This window comes from Nocardia heshunensis, from assembly GCF_054782115.1.
On sequence record NZ_BAAGTC010000009.1, the window covers coordinates 684,933 to 700,164 of the forward strand.

Annotated in this window: 13 protein-coding genes and 2 tRNA genes; 9 read left to right on the forward strand and 6 right to left on the reverse strand. The window is 66.6% G+C overall.

Annotated features, from left to right (window positions below):
• The first annotated feature begins 79 nt into the window (after positions 1 to 79).
• Positions 80 to 1,087 carry a 3-isopropylmalate dehydrogenase gene (locus tag ACYVN4_RS31270; RefSeq protein ID WP_379364642.1) on the forward strand — a complete coding sequence of 336 codons (1,008 nt, stop codon included), beginning with the start codon at positions 80 to 82 and terminating at the stop codon, positions 1,085 to 1,087.
• 288 nt (positions 1,088 to 1,375) lie between these two features.
• Here ACYVN4_RS31270 and ACYVN4_RS31275 read toward each other — a convergent pair whose 3' ends face one another.
• A complete protein-coding gene (locus ACYVN4_RS31275) occupies positions 1,376 to 2,578 on the reverse strand; it encodes an MFS transporter (protein ID WP_460725586.1) in 1,203 nt (400 codons plus the stop codon).
• Positions 2,579 to 2,904: 326 nt separating this feature from the next.
• Here ACYVN4_RS31275 and ACYVN4_RS31280 point away from each other — a divergent pair, with 326 nt between their 5' ends.
• From ACYVN4_RS31280 to ACYVN4_RS31295, 4 genes are all read left to right on the forward strand, one after another.
• Positions 2,905 to 3,678, forward strand: a complete 774-nt coding sequence (locus tag ACYVN4_RS31280; protein ID WP_460725587.1) for a fumarylacetoacetate hydrolase family protein — start codon at positions 2,905 to 2,907, stop codon at positions 3,676 to 3,678.
• Positions 3,679 to 3,707: 29 nt separating this feature from the next.
• The gene (gltX, locus tag ACYVN4_RS31285) at positions 3,708 to 5,174 is read left to right on the forward strand and encodes a glutamate--tRNA ligase (RefSeq protein ID WP_460725588.1); all 1,467 of its coding nucleotides are present in this window, start codon (positions 3,708 to 3,710) and stop codon (positions 5,172 to 5,174) included.
• 133 nt (positions 5,175 to 5,307) lie between these two features.
• Positions 5,308 to 5,379: transfer RNA gene (locus tag ACYVN4_RS31290), tRNA-Gln, on the forward strand.
• 66 nt (positions 5,380 to 5,445) lie between these two features.
• Positions 5,446 to 5,518, forward strand: a tRNA-Glu gene (locus ACYVN4_RS31295).
• 102 nt (positions 5,519 to 5,620) lie between these two features.
• Here ACYVN4_RS31295 and ACYVN4_RS31300 read toward each other — a convergent pair.
• The gene (locus ACYVN4_RS31300; RefSeq protein WP_460725589.1) at positions 5,621 to 6,121 is read right to left on the reverse strand and encodes a pyridoxamine 5'-phosphate oxidase family protein; all 501 of its coding nucleotides are present in this window, start codon (positions 6,119 to 6,121) and stop codon (positions 5,621 to 5,623) included.
• A 161-nt stretch (positions 6,122 to 6,282) separates the two neighbouring features.
• Positions 6,283 to 6,984, reverse strand: coding sequence for an IclR family transcriptional regulator (locus ACYVN4_RS31305; RefSeq protein ID WP_460725590.1), 702 nt, complete (start codon positions 6,982 to 6,984; stop codon positions 6,283 to 6,285).
• Between the two features lie 114 nt (positions 6,985 to 7,098).
• Here ACYVN4_RS31305 and leuC point away from each other — a divergent pair, with 114 nt between their 5' ends.
• The 3 genes from leuC (at position 7,099) to ACYVN4_RS31320 (ending at position 9,984) form a co-directional block, all read left to right on the forward strand.
• On the forward strand, positions 7,099 to 8,523 hold the full coding sequence (gene leuC, locus ACYVN4_RS31310) for a 3-isopropylmalate dehydratase large subunit (RefSeq protein WP_460725591.1): 1,425 nt from the start codon (positions 7,099 to 7,101) through the stop codon (positions 8,521 to 8,523).
• Positions 8,524 to 8,580: 57 nt separating this feature from the next.
• Positions 8,581 to 9,189, forward strand: a complete 609-nt coding sequence (gene leuD / locus ACYVN4_RS31315) for a 3-isopropylmalate dehydratase small subunit (protein ID WP_379364628.1) — start codon at positions 8,581 to 8,583, stop codon at positions 9,187 to 9,189.
• Between the two features lie 156 nt (positions 9,190 to 9,345).
• Positions 9,346 to 9,984 carry an HU family DNA-binding protein gene (locus tag ACYVN4_RS31320; RefSeq protein WP_379364626.1) on the forward strand — a complete coding sequence of 213 codons (639 nt, stop codon included), beginning with the start codon at positions 9,346 to 9,348 and terminating at the stop codon, positions 9,982 to 9,984.
• A gap of 235 nt (positions 9,985 to 10,219) precedes the next feature.
• Here ACYVN4_RS31320 and ACYVN4_RS31325 read toward each other — a convergent pair whose 3' ends face one another.
• From ACYVN4_RS31325 to cofC, 3 genes are all read right to left on the reverse strand, one after another.
• Entirely contained in the window at positions 10,220 to 11,203 is a 984-nt protein-coding gene (locus ACYVN4_RS31325; protein WP_460725592.1) for an NUDIX hydrolase, read from the reverse strand.
• Positions 11,200 to 13,365 carry an RNA degradosome polyphosphate kinase gene (locus tag ACYVN4_RS31330; protein WP_460725593.1) on the reverse strand — a complete coding sequence of 722 codons (2,166 nt, stop codon included), beginning with the start codon at positions 13,363 to 13,365 and terminating at the stop codon, positions 11,200 to 11,202. Before ACYVN4_RS31330 ends, ACYVN4_RS31325 begins: the two co-directional genes overlap by 4 nt.
• A gap of 62 nt (positions 13,366 to 13,427) precedes the next feature.
• Positions 13,428 to 14,129: a 2-phospho-L-lactate guanylyltransferase gene (cofC, locus tag ACYVN4_RS31335; RefSeq protein ID WP_460725594.1), complete on the reverse strand. Its 702-nt coding sequence runs from the start codon at positions 14,127 to 14,129 to the stop codon at positions 13,428 to 13,430.
• A gap of 104 nt (positions 14,130 to 14,233) precedes the next feature.
• Between cofC and ACYVN4_RS31340 the strand changes: the two genes are divergently transcribed.
• Entirely contained in the window at positions 14,234 to 15,229 is a 996-nt protein-coding gene (locus ACYVN4_RS31340; protein ID WP_460725595.1) for an NAD(P)H-dependent glycerol-3-phosphate dehydrogenase, read from the forward strand.
• The last annotated feature ends 3 nt before the right edge of the window (positions 15,230 to 15,232 follow it).

Sequence of the window (15,232 nt, forward strand, 5' to 3'; positions counted from 1 at the left end):
GTTGTCGGGCTACCCGCTATGGTGGCCGATGGAGTCTCCTGCCAGCGCGGAGCGGATCACGAAACGGAGCATGGATTTCATGAAACTGGCTGTCATTCCGGGCGACGGTATCGGTCCCGAGGTCATCGCCGAGGCCCTCAAGGTGCTCGACACGGTGGTGCCCGGTGTCGAGAAGACCGAATACGACCTGGGAGCCAAGCGGTTCCATGCCACCGGCGAGATCCTCCCGGACAACGTGATCCCGGAGCTCAAGCAGCACGACGCCATCCTGCTGGGCGCGATCGGCGACCCGTCGGTGCAGTCCGGCCTGCTCGAGCGCGGCCTGCTGCTGCGCACCCGCTTCGAGCTGGATCACCACGTGAACCTGCGCCCCTCCAAGCTGTACCCGGGCGTCACCAGCCCGCTGGCCGCCAACCCGGACATCGACTTCGTGGTCGTGCGTGAGGGCACCGAGGGCCCCTACACCGGCACCGGCGGCGCGATCCGCGTCAACACCCCGCACGAGGTGGCCACCGAGGTCTCCACCAACACCCGCTTCGGCGTCGAGCGCGTGGTCCGCTACGCCTACGAGACCGCCCGCAAGCGCCGCAAGCACCTGACCCTGGTGCACAAGAACAATGTGCTGGCCTTTGCCGGTTCGCTGTGGTCGCGCACGGTCGCCGAGGTCGGCGCGGAGTACCCGGACATCGAAACCGCCTACCAGCACATCGATGCCGCCACCATCCACATGGTCACCGACCCGGGCCGCTTCGACGTGATCGTCACCGACAACCTGTTCGGCGACATCATCACCGACCTGGCCGCCGCCGTCTCCGGTGGCATCGGCCTGGCCGCCTCCGGCAATATCGACGCCTCGGGCACCAACCCGTCCATGTTCGAGCCGGTCCACGGTTCCGCCCCGGACATCGCGGGCCAGTCCAAGGCCGACCCGACCGCCGCGATTCTGTCGGTGGCGCTGCTGCTGAACCATCTCGGCAAGGCCGAGGAGGCCGCGCGCATCGAGACCGCCGTCGCCAAGGATCTGGAGTCGCGCTCGGGTGCCGCCTCCACCGTGGCGATCGGTGACCGGATCGCCGCCTCGCTGTAGGACAAAACGGTCAAGCCCCCGTTCCCGCCGATGCGGGGACGGGGGCTTGTTCGTGGCGGTGGCCGAATATCGACGGCGACAACGGGATTCACTGGTTCGTACCAGTGCTCCGATGATCGAAAGCCGACCGAGTCACACCCTTCGCCCGTTCCCTAACCGTGACCGAAATGCCATCCTGAGAGGGGATTTCGTCAAACCTGCTGGGGCAGTGAGGCATATCGCATAGTTGCATTCGGATGCGAAAACTTAACGGGCGCAGCTCTTCCTGATTTGCCGAAGATCAGCAGCTCACCGGGAACCGGTGGGTACCAAGGAGACTGAACCCTTGGGCACCAGCGGCACCGCCGCCAGCGCCACCAGCGCGGCCAGCGCGTAGGTGATCGGGAAGCCGGACGCCGTGATCAGCGCGCCGAAGGCCGGGGCGATCGCGGCCGCGGCCAGGTTCTGCCCGGTGTTCTGGATGCCCAGCCCGCGCCCCGACCAGTACGGACCGGCGATCTCGGCCACCGCCGTGAAGGCCAGGCCGTTGTCGGCCACGGTGATGGCCGAGGCCACCACCAGAATCGGGATGGCCGCCCACCACCAGTGCGCCCACGCCGATACGGCCAAGGCGGACATGGCGATTACCGCCGCCACGGCCACCGTGCGCAGCGGCCGCAGCCGGCTGCCGACCCGATCCGACCAGATGCCCGCGCCGATTCGTCCTGCCGCGCCCACGATTTGGGTGCCCGTGACCAGCGCACCCGCTGCCGCCAGCGACATTCCGACATCGCGGTGCAGCCACAGCAGACCGAACGTCCAGATGGTGGCCTGGGGGATGACCAGCAGAATCGACACCCCGTGGATGCGCAACAGGGTCGAATCGCCCCGGTAGGGATTCGTGGGACGTCCTGTGTCCCCGGCGGATTCGGGCCGCGGTGGATCCACAATCCCGACCAGGCAGCTGATCGCGGCCACTCCGGCCATCAGTGCGGGCACCAGCACGGCCATCGAGAAGCCGTGTGCCGCAGCGACGGCCGGAATCGTCACGGCGCCGACGGCCACACCCAGCGGTTGTGCGGTCTGCCGGATGCCCATGGCCAGTCCGCGCTGATCCTTGGGGAACCAGCCCACGATGACCCGTCCGCTGGCCCCGTTGGTGCTGCCGCCGCCCGCCCCGGCCAGGAACAGCAATGCCCCCAGCGCAACGTAGTTCGTCACACAGGCGGCCGCGACGCCGGTCACGAACATGATCGCGGGACCGGCCACCAGGGCCGCGCGCTCGCCCACGTGATCGACGATCCAGCCCCACGCGATCAGCGTGCAGCACAGTCCGACCAGCGGCATCGCCACCAGCAGACCGGCCGTGGCCAGCGACATTCCGCGCTGGGTCAGCGACGGCAGCAGGAAGGGAGCGCCGTTCGTCATCACCGCGGTGGAGGTCTGCGCGAAGACGCCGAGGGCCAGCATGCTCCACCGTCGTGTCGCACCAATCTGTGTCACGGTGGTCATGACCCTCACCTCGCGTCTCACTATGTGGAACCAATGTCTTACTCTTTGAACATCGGACCCTACGGTACACCTGAGGCGCAAGACGATTTCCGGGACGAGCTGTCAGTTTGCTCACACCTGCCTACCGATCTTGATAGCCGGGTGGCGAAAAGTGAGTTGCCTTGCGTATAAGCGCTTTCCACAATGGGAGCGGGGTGATGCGGGCGGAGATGCCGCCCGGCCCACCGCCCCGCCCGACCGTCGCCACGCCGCCGTGCCGTGGACCCGCCCTGCCCCGCGGTCGGGCGCGTTCGGGCAGGTCGAAGCCGGTCGATAGGATGCCAACCATGCGCCTAGGTCGAGTTGCCAGCCCAGATGGAGTCGCTTTCGTCAGCATCGAAGGAGACGATTCCGCCGCCGTCGCCCGTGAAATCGCCGAACATCCGTTCGGCACCCCGACCTTCACCGGTCGCAGCTGGCCGCTGGCCGACGTCCGCCTGCTGGCCCCGATCCTGGCCAGCAAGGTGATCTGCATCGGCAAGAACTACGCCGCTCACGCCGAGGAAATGGGCGGCCCGGCCCCGGCCGACCCGGTCATCTTCATGAAGCCCAGCACCTCGATCCAGAGCCCCAACGCGCCGATCATCCTGCCGCCCAGCTCTTCTCAGGTGGACTACGAGGGCGAGCTGGCGATCGTGATCGGCCGCCCCTGCAAGGACGTGCCCGCCGCCCGCGCCAACGAGGTGATCCTGGGCTACACCGTCGCCAACGACGTCACCGCCCGCGATCAGCAGCGCCACGACGGCCAGTGGACGCGCGCCAAGGGTTACGACACCTTCTGCCCGCTCGGCCCGTGGATCGAGACCTCGCTGGACCCTTCGGATCTGGAGATCCTCACCGAGGTCGACGGCCAGGTGAAACAGCGCAGCCGCACTTCACTTCTGCTGCACGATATTCCGAAGCTGATCGAATGGGTCACCACCGTAATGACCTTGCTCCCCGGCGATGTCATCCTCACCGGCACCCCGGAGGGCGTCGGCCCGCTGCAGGCCGGCCAGACCGTGTCGGTGACCGTGTCCGGTATCGGCACCCTGTCCAATCCCGTTGCCGCCAAACGCTGAACACGGTAACCCTGAACCGAGAGAGAGCCATGACCGACGTCCGGGTACGTTTCTGCCCGTCTCCCACCGGCACCCCGCATGTGGGACTGGTCCGCACCGCCCTGTTCAACTGGGCCTTCGCGCGCCACCACGGCGGCACCTTCGTCTTCCGCATCGAAGACACCGACGCCGCACGCGATTCCGAGGAGTCCTACGCGGCCATCCTCGACGCCCTGCGCTGGCTCGGCCTCACCTGGGACGAGGGCCCGGAGGTCGGCGGCCCCTACGAGCCGTACCGGCAGTCGCAGCGGCGTGACATTCATCTCGATGTGGTGCAGCGCCTGCTCGCGGCCGGAGAGGCCTACGAATCCTTCTCCACGCCTGAGGAAGTCGAGGCCCGTCACAAGGCCGCGGGCCGGGATCCCAAGCTGGGCTACGACAACTTCGATCGCGACCTCACGCCCGAGCAGATCGCCGCGTACAAGGCCGAGGGCCGCAATGCGGTGATCCGCCTGCGCATGCCCGCCCACGACCTCACGTGGAACGACCTGGTGCGTGGTGAGACCACCTTCCGCGCGGGCGTGGTCCCCGATTTCGCGCTCACCCGCGGTAATGGTGATCCGCTCTATACGCTGGTCAACCCGGTCGACGACGCGATGATGAAGATCACCCACGTATTGCGTGGCGAGGATTTGCTGTCATCGACTCCGCGTCAGCTGGCGCTCTACGAGTCGCTGATCCGAATCGGCGTTGCGGAGTTCACCCCGGAGTTCGGGCACCTGCCGTTCGTGATGGGTCAGGGCAACAAGAAGTTGTCCAAGCGTGATCCGGAGTCGAATCTCTTCCATCACCGTGACCGGGGCTTCATTCCGGAGGGTTTGCTGAATTATCTGGCGCTGCTCGGCTGGGGCATCGCCGATGATCATGATCTGTTCACGATGACGGAGATGGTCGCCGCCTTCGATATCTCGAAAGTGAATTCGAATCCGGCCCGATTCGATCAGAAGAAGGCGGATGCGCTCAACGGCGAACATATTCGTCGGTTGACCCCCGGTGATTTTGCGCACCGACTGCGTGAGTTCCTCACCGGACACGGACATATCGGTGCCGAGATCGACGAGAAGCTCTTCGAAACCGCGGCCGATCTCGTACAGACCCGGATCAAGGTGTTGAGCGAAGCCTGGGATCTGCTGAAGTTCCTGTTCATCAAGCCCGAAGAGTTCGCTATCGACCCCGCGGCGAAGGCGAAGAATCTGAAGGAAGATGCCGCCCCGGTATTGCAGGCGACGGTAAAGGCGCTGGAAGGCGTTTCGGAATGGACCGCGGTCCCGCTCGAAGAGGCGCTCAAGAGCGCGCTCATCGAGGACCTGGGTCTGAAGCCGAACAAGGCGTTCGCCCCCGTGCGCGTCGCGGTGACCGGATCCCACATCAGTCCGCCGCTCTACGAGTCGATGGAACTGCTGGGCCGCGAGATCACCATGGAACGGCTCCGCGCAGCCGCTGCCGAGCTCTCCTAAGCAGCCGAAAAGGTACACAAACCGGCCTCTGACCAGCCGGTTTGTGTATCTACGGTAGGTTGCTGCTAATCTTCTTCTCGGCCGGAAAGCGGTCAGGAACTTCCCCCGGGGAGAACCTGAAAGCCCAGGTCAATGGGGTATGGTGTAATTGGCAACACAGCTGATTCTGGTTCAGCCATTCTAGGTTCGAGTCCTGGTACCCCAGCTGCGAGAGCTCCGGCTCTCGATTCGAGAAGCTCCGGTGGTGGAAACCGCCGGAATCTCAACTCCTGGTCCCGTCGTCTAGCGGCCTAGGACGCCGCCCTCTCAAGGCGGTAGCGCGGGTTCAAATCCCGTCGGGACTACAAGGTGAAGGCCCCCAGCCAATCGGCTGGGGGCCTTCACTTTTTTGCGCTGTGCGGCTTTCTCGGTTCAAGTAGTGGAACTGGCGCAAAGGCCGATCGGTACTAGTCCAACGGCTGAGCTGTGGTGCCGCCCTTGGGCATTGCGGGCAAACCGAGTTTGCGGTGATCCCAGCTGCGGACGCGTTCGGGCACGACCCGCACGGCCACCCGCTTGTGCAGCATCTGCTCCACGAACGGTTTCATCTCTTCGCTGTAGGGCCCGGTGTAGCGCTCCCACACGCTGATTCCCACTTTGAACAGGGCCTCGGCATCCTCGATGACCTCGGCGCGGCCCTCCAGGGAAATTCCGCGCAGCTGGTCGTAGGTGTCGCCGGCCTCGAGCATCACGGTGATGCGCGGATCACGGCGCAGATTCACCGTCTTCTGGGCCTTGGCCTTGGTCTCGAACCAGATCTCGCCATCGATCACCGCGTACCACATGGCGACCAGGTGGGGCGCGCCCGTGGCGCCCAGCGTGGCCATGGTGGCGATGCGGCTGCGCTCGATGAATTCGGTGATCTCAGCATCTGACATCACGATCTGCGCGCGTTGATTAACTCCCATGGGCCGACTGTAATTTACGGCGTATGAGCCCGGTCACAGTGGTTGTCGTGCCGCAAAAAAGCCCCAGGACCGCTGGGCGGCCGCTGGGGCTGTCGTGACGGCTGGGACCACCCCGGGGGTTACCCGGAGGCGGCAAAGTCCGTCAGCGTGGCGTGTGGAGCTCAGAGGCGTTTGTGGAGGGCGTCGGCGGCGGCCACCAGATCGGCGGCCCAGCGCGCGCCCGGGCGGCGGCCCATGCGGTCGATGGGTCCGGAGACCGAGACGGCCGCGATCACACCGCCCGCGGCATCGCGCACCGGCGCGGACACGCTGGCCACCCCGGCCGCCCGCTCGGCCGCGCTCTGCGCCCAGCCGCGGCGGCGGACCTCGGCCAGTGCGCGCTCGCCGAAGACCGCCTCGGGCAGGACGGTCCGCTGCAGCTCCGGATCCGACCAGGCCAGCAGGACTTTCGCGGCCGAGCCGGCGGTCAGCGGCAGGCGGGCCCCGATGGGCACGGTGTCGCGCAGGCCCGCGGCGGGTTCCATGGCGGCCACGCAGATGCGGGCATTGCCGTCGCGGCGGTAGAGCTGGACGCTCTCGCCGGTGATCTCGCGCAGGCGCGGAAGAATGGTGGCGGCGGCGTCGAGCAGGGGATCGCTGGCGGTTGTCGCGAGTTCCGACAGGGCCGGGCCCGGTCGCCACAAGCCCTGGCTGTCACGGGACAGCATGCGATGCGTCTCCAGGCCCACAGCCAGGCGGTGCGCGGTGGCGCGGGGCAGGCCGGTGCGGGCGCACAGCTCGTTGAGGCCGCAGGGTTGCTCGGCTACGGCGTGCAGGACTGCCATGGCTTTGTCCAGAACTCCGATACCGCTATGCTGTCTCATAGAACGATATTAGCGTCTCGCATGTTGGGAAATGCAAACCAGCTCCCCAACTCGGACGCGAGCCCTGCGTCACCAGCCCGGGCGCGGGATTGTCTATCGAGAGGTGATGGAGCTATGGCCGACCGGCCACGCACTCTGGCGGAGAAGGTCTGGGACGAGCATGTCGTCGTTCGCGGCACAGGCGAGGGCGAGAATCGCGAGCCCGACCTCATCTACATCGACCTGCACCTGGTGCACGAGGTCACGAGTCCGCAGGCGTTCGACGGCCTCCGGGTCGCCGGCCGCCCGGTGCGCCGCCCGGATCTCACCATCGCCACCGAGGACCACAACGTCCCGACGATCGACATCGACAAGCCGATCGCCGATCCCGTCTCCCGCACCCAGGTCGAGACGCTGCGCCGCAACTGCGAGGAATTCGGCGTCCGCCTGCACCGGATGGGCGATCTCGATCAGGGCATCGTGCACGTGGTCGGCCCGCAGTTGGGCCTGACCCAGCCGGGAACCACGGTGGTGTGCGGTGATTCGCACACCTCGACCCACGGCGCGTTCGGCGCGCTGGCCATGGGCATCGGTACCTCGGAAGTGGAACACGTGCTGGCGACGCAGACTTTGTCGTTGCGCCCCTTCAAGACCATGGCCATCAATATCGATGGCGAGCTGCCCGACGGCGTCACCTCCAAGGACGTGATCCTGGCGGTCATCGCGCAGATCGGCACCGGCGGCGGCCAGGGCTATGTGCTCGAATACCGCGGTGCGGCCGTGCGCTCCATGTCCATGGAGGCCCGGATGACCATGTGCAACATGTCGATCGAGGCCGGTGCCCGCGCGGGCATGGTGGCCCCCGACGAGATCACCTACGAGTTCCTGAAGGGCCGCCCGCACGCGCCGCAGGGCGCGGAGTGGGATGCCGCCGTCGCCGCCTGGGATGCCCTGAAGACCGATGAGGGCGCGGTTTTCGATGCCGAGGTGCACATCGACGCCTCCGCGCTGACCCCCTTCGTCACCTGGGGCACCAACCCGGGACAGGGCCTGCCGCTGGGTGAATCGGTGCCGGACCCGGAGCAGATCTTCGACGAGAACGAGCGCGCGGCCGCCGAGAAGGCGCTGCAGTACATGGATCTGACGCCGGGCACGCCGCTGCGCGAGGTGACCGTGGACACGGTTTTCGTGGGCTCGTGCACCAACGGCCGGATCGAGGATCTGCGTGCTGTCGCAGACGTTCTCAAAGGTCGGCACGTCGCGGACGGTGTACGCATGCTGATCGTGCCGGGCTCGATGCGGGTGCGGCTGCAGGCCGAGAACGAGGGTCTGGGCGAGATTTTCACCGCGGCGGGCGCGGAATGGCGTCAGGCGGGCTGCTCGATGTGCCTGGGTATGAACCCGGATCAGCTTTCCCCCGGTCAGCGTTGTGCCTCGACTTCCAACCGGAACTTCGAAGGGCGACAGGGCAAGGGCGGCCGTACGCACCTGGTCTCGCCGCTGGTCGCGGCGGCCACCGCGGTGCGCGGAACCCTGTCCTCACCTGCCGATCTGAACTGATCGCTCGCCCGCGGCGGCCCAGATGCGGCCGCCCCCACCGACTCAGGAGAATCAACGATGGAAGCCTTCAAGGTCCACAAGGGGATCGGGGTTCCGTTCCGCCGATCCAATGTCGATACCGACCAGATCATCCCGGCGGTCTATCTGAAGCGCGTTACCCGAACGGGTTTCGAGGATGGTCTGTTCGCGTCGTGGCGAACGGATCCGAACTTCATTCTGAACACCGAGCCCTACAAGAGCGGTAGTGTGCTGGTCGCCGGTCCGGATTTCGGGACCGGATCCTCACGTGAGCATGCCGTTTGGGCGCTCAAGGACTACGGGTTCCGGGTGGTGATCTCGTCCCGCTTCGCCGACATCTTCCGTGGGAACGCCGGTAAGGACGGGCTTCTGACCGCTCGGATGGCGCAGAGCGATGTGGAATTGCTCTGGAAGTTGCTCGAGGAACAGCCGGGTTTGGAATTGGCGGTGGACCTCGAGACGCGAACCGTGTCGGCCGGAACGGTCGTGTTGCCGTTCGATATTGACGACTACACCCGGTGGCGCCTGCTCGAAGGGCTGGACGACATCGGCCTCACTCTGCGGCACAGCGACGAGATCGGTCAGTTCGAAAACGCAAGGCCGACTTGGAAACCCGCTACCATTCCGGCCCGTATTTCGCAGACGTAATCATTGATGGGCGTTAGCTGAACACCCTGAAACCAGGTAGCTGAGCGTGTGCCATGCGTCATGTATTTCCGCGTGGCACATAGACTCTTGCCCGCAAAGGGTTTACCGTGGTACCTAGTCGGTCCGACGACGGGCCATTAGTCTGCGGAGGATTCAATGAACAAGGCGGAACTGATCGATGTTCTGACCGAGAAGTTGGGTACTGACAGGCGCACCGCTACTGCTGCAGTCGAGCAGATGGTCGACACGATCGTGCGTGCTGTGAACAAAGGTCAGAGCGTCACCATCACGGGTTTCGGTGTCTTCGAACAGCGGAAGCGTGCCGCCCGGGTTGCTCGTAACCCGCGCACCGGCGAAACCGTCAAGGTGAAGCCGACTTCGGTGCCTGCCTTCCGTCCCGGCGCTCAGTTCAAGGCGATCATCGCCGGCAAGCAGAAGATCGCCTCGAGCGGCCCGGCCGTGAAGCGTGGTGTGGCTGCCCCGGTTTCGGGTAAGGCGGGTGCGAAGAAGACCACCGCCAAGAAGACGGCGAAGAAGGCCGCCACCAAGGCGCCGGCCAAGACCACCGCCAAGAAGGCGGCTTCGAAGGCTCCGGCCAAGAAGGCCACCGCCAAGAAGACGGTCGCGAAGAAGACGGTCGCCAAGAAGACCCCGGCGAAGGCCACTGCGGCCAAGAAGACCACGGTCGCCAAGAAGGCTCCGGCCAAGGCCGCTGCCACCAAGGCCACCGCGAAGAAGACGGCCAAGAAGGCTCCCGCCAAGAAGACCGCCGCCAAGCGCACCGCTCGCCGGTAAGCAGGCCACAACCCGTCTCTGACGGGGGTTTTCGAAGCAGGACGACATGTGAGACGGCCCGGCATCGCCGGGCCGTTTCGCATATCCGGGGGCAATAGTCTTACGCGCCGGGCGTATTCGGCCGCTCACGGACCGGTACGGCGGCGTTCCCATCGTCATCCCGGCGTGCTTGTGGCCGGGATCCACACCCGCAGCGTTGGATTCCGGCCAAGAGCACGCCGGAATGACGAAGCGGTCAGCCTTGGGGGAGATCCGCCGGGGTCAGGTGGCGGTCGAGGTGGTCGGCGGCGACCAGGCGGCCCTGATGGAACGACAGCACCCAGACGCTGCCCTTGCGGTTGCGCGCGGGCGGCAGGCTGATGCCGTCGGCGGCGGCCCACGTCTCCAGCAGGTCCGGAATCACCTTGCCCTGACTGGAGATCACCCGCACCGCGTCGGCGGAGACCAGGTCGCGGGCACGTTTCAGCGCCGTGTCCGGCGCTGCCGCATAACCGGATTCGGAGAACACCGGCTCCAGTTCCACGTCCACGCCCAGCTTCTCGGCCAACGGGGTCACGGTTTGGACACAGCGGGCCGCTGGGGCGGAGACGATTTCGGCCGCGCCGAAGGCGAGCAGATTCGGCACCAGGGCGCGAGCCTGTGCGCGACCGGCCTTTTCGAGGGGGCGGGCGTCGTCGTCGACACCGTTGTAGCGGTCGTGCCGGCCCGCCTTGGCGTGCCGCACCAGCAGCAGGGTGGCGGTGTCGGCGGGCTGGCGCAGGAAATTACGGACGATGGTGCGGTCCATGGGATACGACAGGGCGTCCATGACGGTGTCGAGCCGACGCCACTCCAGCACATCGACTTCCAGATTGGCCTCGAACTCCCCGTCGACGACCCGGGCGGCCCAGTAGTCCACTCGCTTGAGTTTGCGATGTCCGGTCACCGGATACGTCACGTGGCCGAGATAACGTCCGAGGCGCGAATTCAGGCCCGTTTCCTCGGCGACCTCGCGCACGGTCGTGATCACCGGTGTCTCACCGGGATCCAGCTTGCCCTTGGGCAGTGACCAGTCGTCGTACTTGGGCCGGTGCACGAGCGCGATTTCGAGCGCGTCCGGACCGGTGTCGGAGCCGGTTCCCCCTGTGGGACGCCACAACACGGCCCCTGCCGCGAGAATGTTGGCTTTGACCGGGGGGTCGGCGTATTCGGCGGCGGGGTCGGTGGTGGCTGGGCTCACGGGCGGTCCGGACGCCGCAGTCGCATGAGGTACTCCTGATGGTCGCGAATCTGCTCGCCGGGGATATCGGGATCGGGTTGGGCCTGCCAGCCGCCGTCGGGGCGCAGCACCCAGCAGCGGGTGGCGGGATCCATGGCGGAGTCGAACATGCCACCGAGTTGCTTGGACAGCTTCGGATCCTTGACCTGTGCCAGCACTTCCACGCGGCGATCCAGGTTGCGGTGCATCATGTCCGCGGAGCCGATCCAGTATTGATCCTGGGCCTGGAAGTGCAGCACCCGCGAATGTTCCAGGTAGCGGCCGAGAATCGAGCGCACCTCGATGTTCTCGCTCATGCCGGGTACGCCGGGGCGCAGGCCGCAGATGCCGCGCACCACGATCTCCACCGGCACGCCCGCCTGGGAGGCGCGGTAGAGCGCGTCGATGACCTGTTCGTCGACGATGGCGTTGGCCTTCAGCCGGATTCGCGCCGCCTCGCCCTGGGCGGCGAGTTCCATCTCACGTTCGATGCGCTCGATGATCCCGGCGCGCACGCCGATCGGGGCGACGAGCAGGTTGCGGTAGTTGGCCTTTCGCGAATACCCGGTCAGCGAGTTGAACAGGTCGGTGAGGTCTGCGCCGATCTCCGGTGCGGCCGTGAGCAATCCGACATCCTCGTAGAGGCGCGCGGTCTTCGGGTTGTAATTACCGGTGCCGATGTGGCAGTAGCGACGGATGGTGGCACCCTCGCGCCGCACCACCAGGCAGGTCTTGCAGTGCGTCTTGAGTCCGACGAGGCCGTAGACCACGTGCACGCCCGCCTGTTCCAGTGCCCGAGCCCATTTGATGTTGGCCTGCTCGTCGAAGCGGGCCTTGATCTCGACCAGCGCGACGACCTGCTTGCCCGCCTCGGCGGCGTCGATGAGCGCGTTGACGATGGGGGAGTCACCGGAGGTGCGGTACAGGGTCTGCTTGATGGCCAGCACCTGCGGGTCGGCGGCGGCCTGTTCGATGAAGCGCTGCACGCTGGTGGAGAAGGAGTCGTAGGGGTGGTGCACCAGTACGTCGCCCTCGCGCAGGGCGGCGAAAACGTTTCGGGGCGTTTCGCGTTCGCCGAAGGCGGGCGGGGTGGCCGGGACGTAGGGGGCGTCCTTGAGGTTTGGGCGGTCGACGCCGTAGACCTGCCACAGGCACGACAGATCCAGCAGGCCGGGCACCTGGATGACGTCGGCCGGGTCGACATCCAGTTCGCGCAGCAGCAGATCGAGCATGTGCTCGGTCATGTCGTCGGAGACTTCCAGGCGCACCGGGGAGCCGAAGCGGCGGCGGGCGAGTTCGCGCTCGAGGGCCTGCAGCAGGTCCTCGTCGCGATCCTCCTCGACCTCGAGATCGGCGTTGCGCGTGATCCGGAACGAATGCTGTTCCACCACTTCCATTCCCGGGAACAGCTGATCGAGATGAGCGGCGATCAGTTCTTCCATGGGCAGGAAGGCGGCCACCGGCGATCCGGGGGCGACACGGCGGACCCGCACGAAGCGATCCACGTTGTCGGGCACCTTGACTCGCGCGAAGTGCTCGCCACCGGTCACCGAATCCTTCACCGTCACGGCGAGATTGAGACTCAGGCCGCTGATGTAGGGGAACGGGTGGGCCGGATCCACGGCCAGCGGGGTCAGCACCGGGAACACCTGATCCTGGAAATACCCGGACAGGCGCTGCTTTTCGGTGTCCTCGAGCTCGTTCCAGCGGATGATCGCGATGCCCTCGTCGGTCAGCGCGGGCAGGATCTGGTCGAGGAAGACGCGGGCGTGGCGCTCGGCGATCTCCTGGGTGCGGACCTGGATCATCTCGAGCTGCTCGGTGGGGGAGAGGCCGTCGGCGGACCGCACCGACAGGCCGGTCTCGGCGCGGCGCTTCAGTCCGGCGACGCGGACCATATAGAACTCATCCAGATTCGAGGCGAAAATGGCGAGGAATTTGGCCCGCTCGAGCAAGGGCTGGGAATGGTCCTCGGCGAGTGCCAGGACGCGTGCGTTGAAATCGAGCCAACTCAGTTCCCGGTTCACGTACCGGTCGGCCGGGAGTGGGGTGACTGCCGTGGGCGGAGGGGTTGCCGCGGGCGGTGCCGCCGGTAGTAGCGGCGGTTGCTTGACGGTATCCGTATCGCTCACTCTCACGATCATTCCTTATGTCGCGGGTGGGGTGCCGAACTGACACCGTCCATTGCAGCGCAGATCACGCCGCGTCAGCACAGTGACGACCCGGCTCTGCGCAGATCTTCCGTTGGTCGACACGCCAGCGACACGCCGAATTCACGGAGCAACGCAGCGGTGGCCTTCCCGACGCCGAGCGCCGCGGCGCGCTCGAGATCCGCGGCGGTGTCGACGTCCTGCCGCAGTCCGGGCCAGTCGCCCAGCAATTCCACCGCGCCGTCGGCAATGTGACGGCGGGCGGAGTCCGGACCGAAGAGCGGGTTGAGCGCGGCGGTCTCGTCGCGCACCAGCAGGGCGACGGTGCCGCTGCCCTCGTGATCGGCGACCACCGAGCGGCGATGCCCGGTGCTGGAAAGCATGTCGCAGAGTTCGGCCGGGCGCAGGGCGGGCAGATCCGCTTGCAGGGCAAGCAGATCGACTTGGCCGTGCCGGTTCCGGATGGCGGCCGCGCCCGCCGCCAGCGCCGCATTGAGGCCACTGGTGTGCGCTGGGACGATATCGGGTTCCGGATGGACTGCCGCCCCCAAGCTGCGCACCAACTCGGTGACCGTGGGATCGGGCGTCACCACGGTCACCGACGCGATGCCCCGCGTCTCGACCGCCGCCGTCACGGTGTCGGTCAGCATGGCCAGCACCAGCCGCGGCCGATGCTCCGCATCCAGCCGAGGCGACAATCTGCTTTTGGCGAGTCCGAGACTCTTCACCGCGATGACCGCGTGCACGGACGGACGCATGCCCGAATCCTCCCACTCGTACGTGACGCGCGCGTGAGCGGCGTCGAATTTCCGCTGTAGCCACACACGGCATGGCTCCCAGCATGCGCGCATATATTGATCTGATGGCTAGGGCAGCGGTGTTGGGAGCGGGGTCGTGGGGGACCGCGTTCGCGAAGGTATTGGCGGAGGCGGGGACCGAGACCACCATGTGGGCTCGGCGGCCGGAGGTCGCGAAAGTGATAGCGGCCGAGCATCGTAACCCTTGGTATCTGCCCGACGTCGAGTTGCCTTCGATGGGTGCGACCGATGATCCTGCTGTCGCGCTCGACGGTGCGGACATCGTGGTCTTGGCGGTGCCGTCGCAGTCGCTGCGCACCAATCTCGCGGCCTGGAAGGACCTGATTCCCGCTGACGCGACGCTGCTGAGTCTGGCCAAGGGCATCGAGACCGGGACGCTGCTGCGCATGAGTCAGGTCATCGCCGAGGTCAGCGGTGCGGACGCGAGCCGGATCGCGGTGTTGTCGGGGCCGAACCTGTCGCACGAGATCGCCGCGGGGCAGCCCGCCGCGACCGTGATCGCCTGTCCGGATGTGGCGCGCGCGGAAGCGGTTCAGCACGCCAGCGCCACCGGCTACTTCCGGCCGTACACCAATTCCGATGTGATCGGCTGCGAGATCGGCGGGGCCTGCAAGAACGTCATCGCGCTGGCCTGCGGTATCGCCTCGGGAATGGGGTTGGGCGACAACTCGATTGCCACCCTCATCACGCGCGGGCTGGCCGAGATCATCCGGCTCGGAGTCGCCGTGGGCGCGGAGCCGGTCACCTTCGCGGGGCTGGCGGGTGTCGGCGACCTGGTGGCCACCTGCACCTCGCCGCTGTCGCGCAATCGCTCCTTCGGGCACGCGCTGGGCGCGGGCGGATCCATGGAGACCGCGCTGGAAGCGACTCATGGCCAGGTCGTGGAGGGTGTGAAGTCCTGCACATCGGTGCGGGCGCTGGCCGCCGCGCACGGCGTGGAGATGCCGTTGACCAATGCGGTGCACCAGGTGTGCCACGAGGGCATGTCGGCGGCCGAGGCGGTCGGGCAGCTGCAGGGCCGCCGGTTGAAATCGGAGTGACCG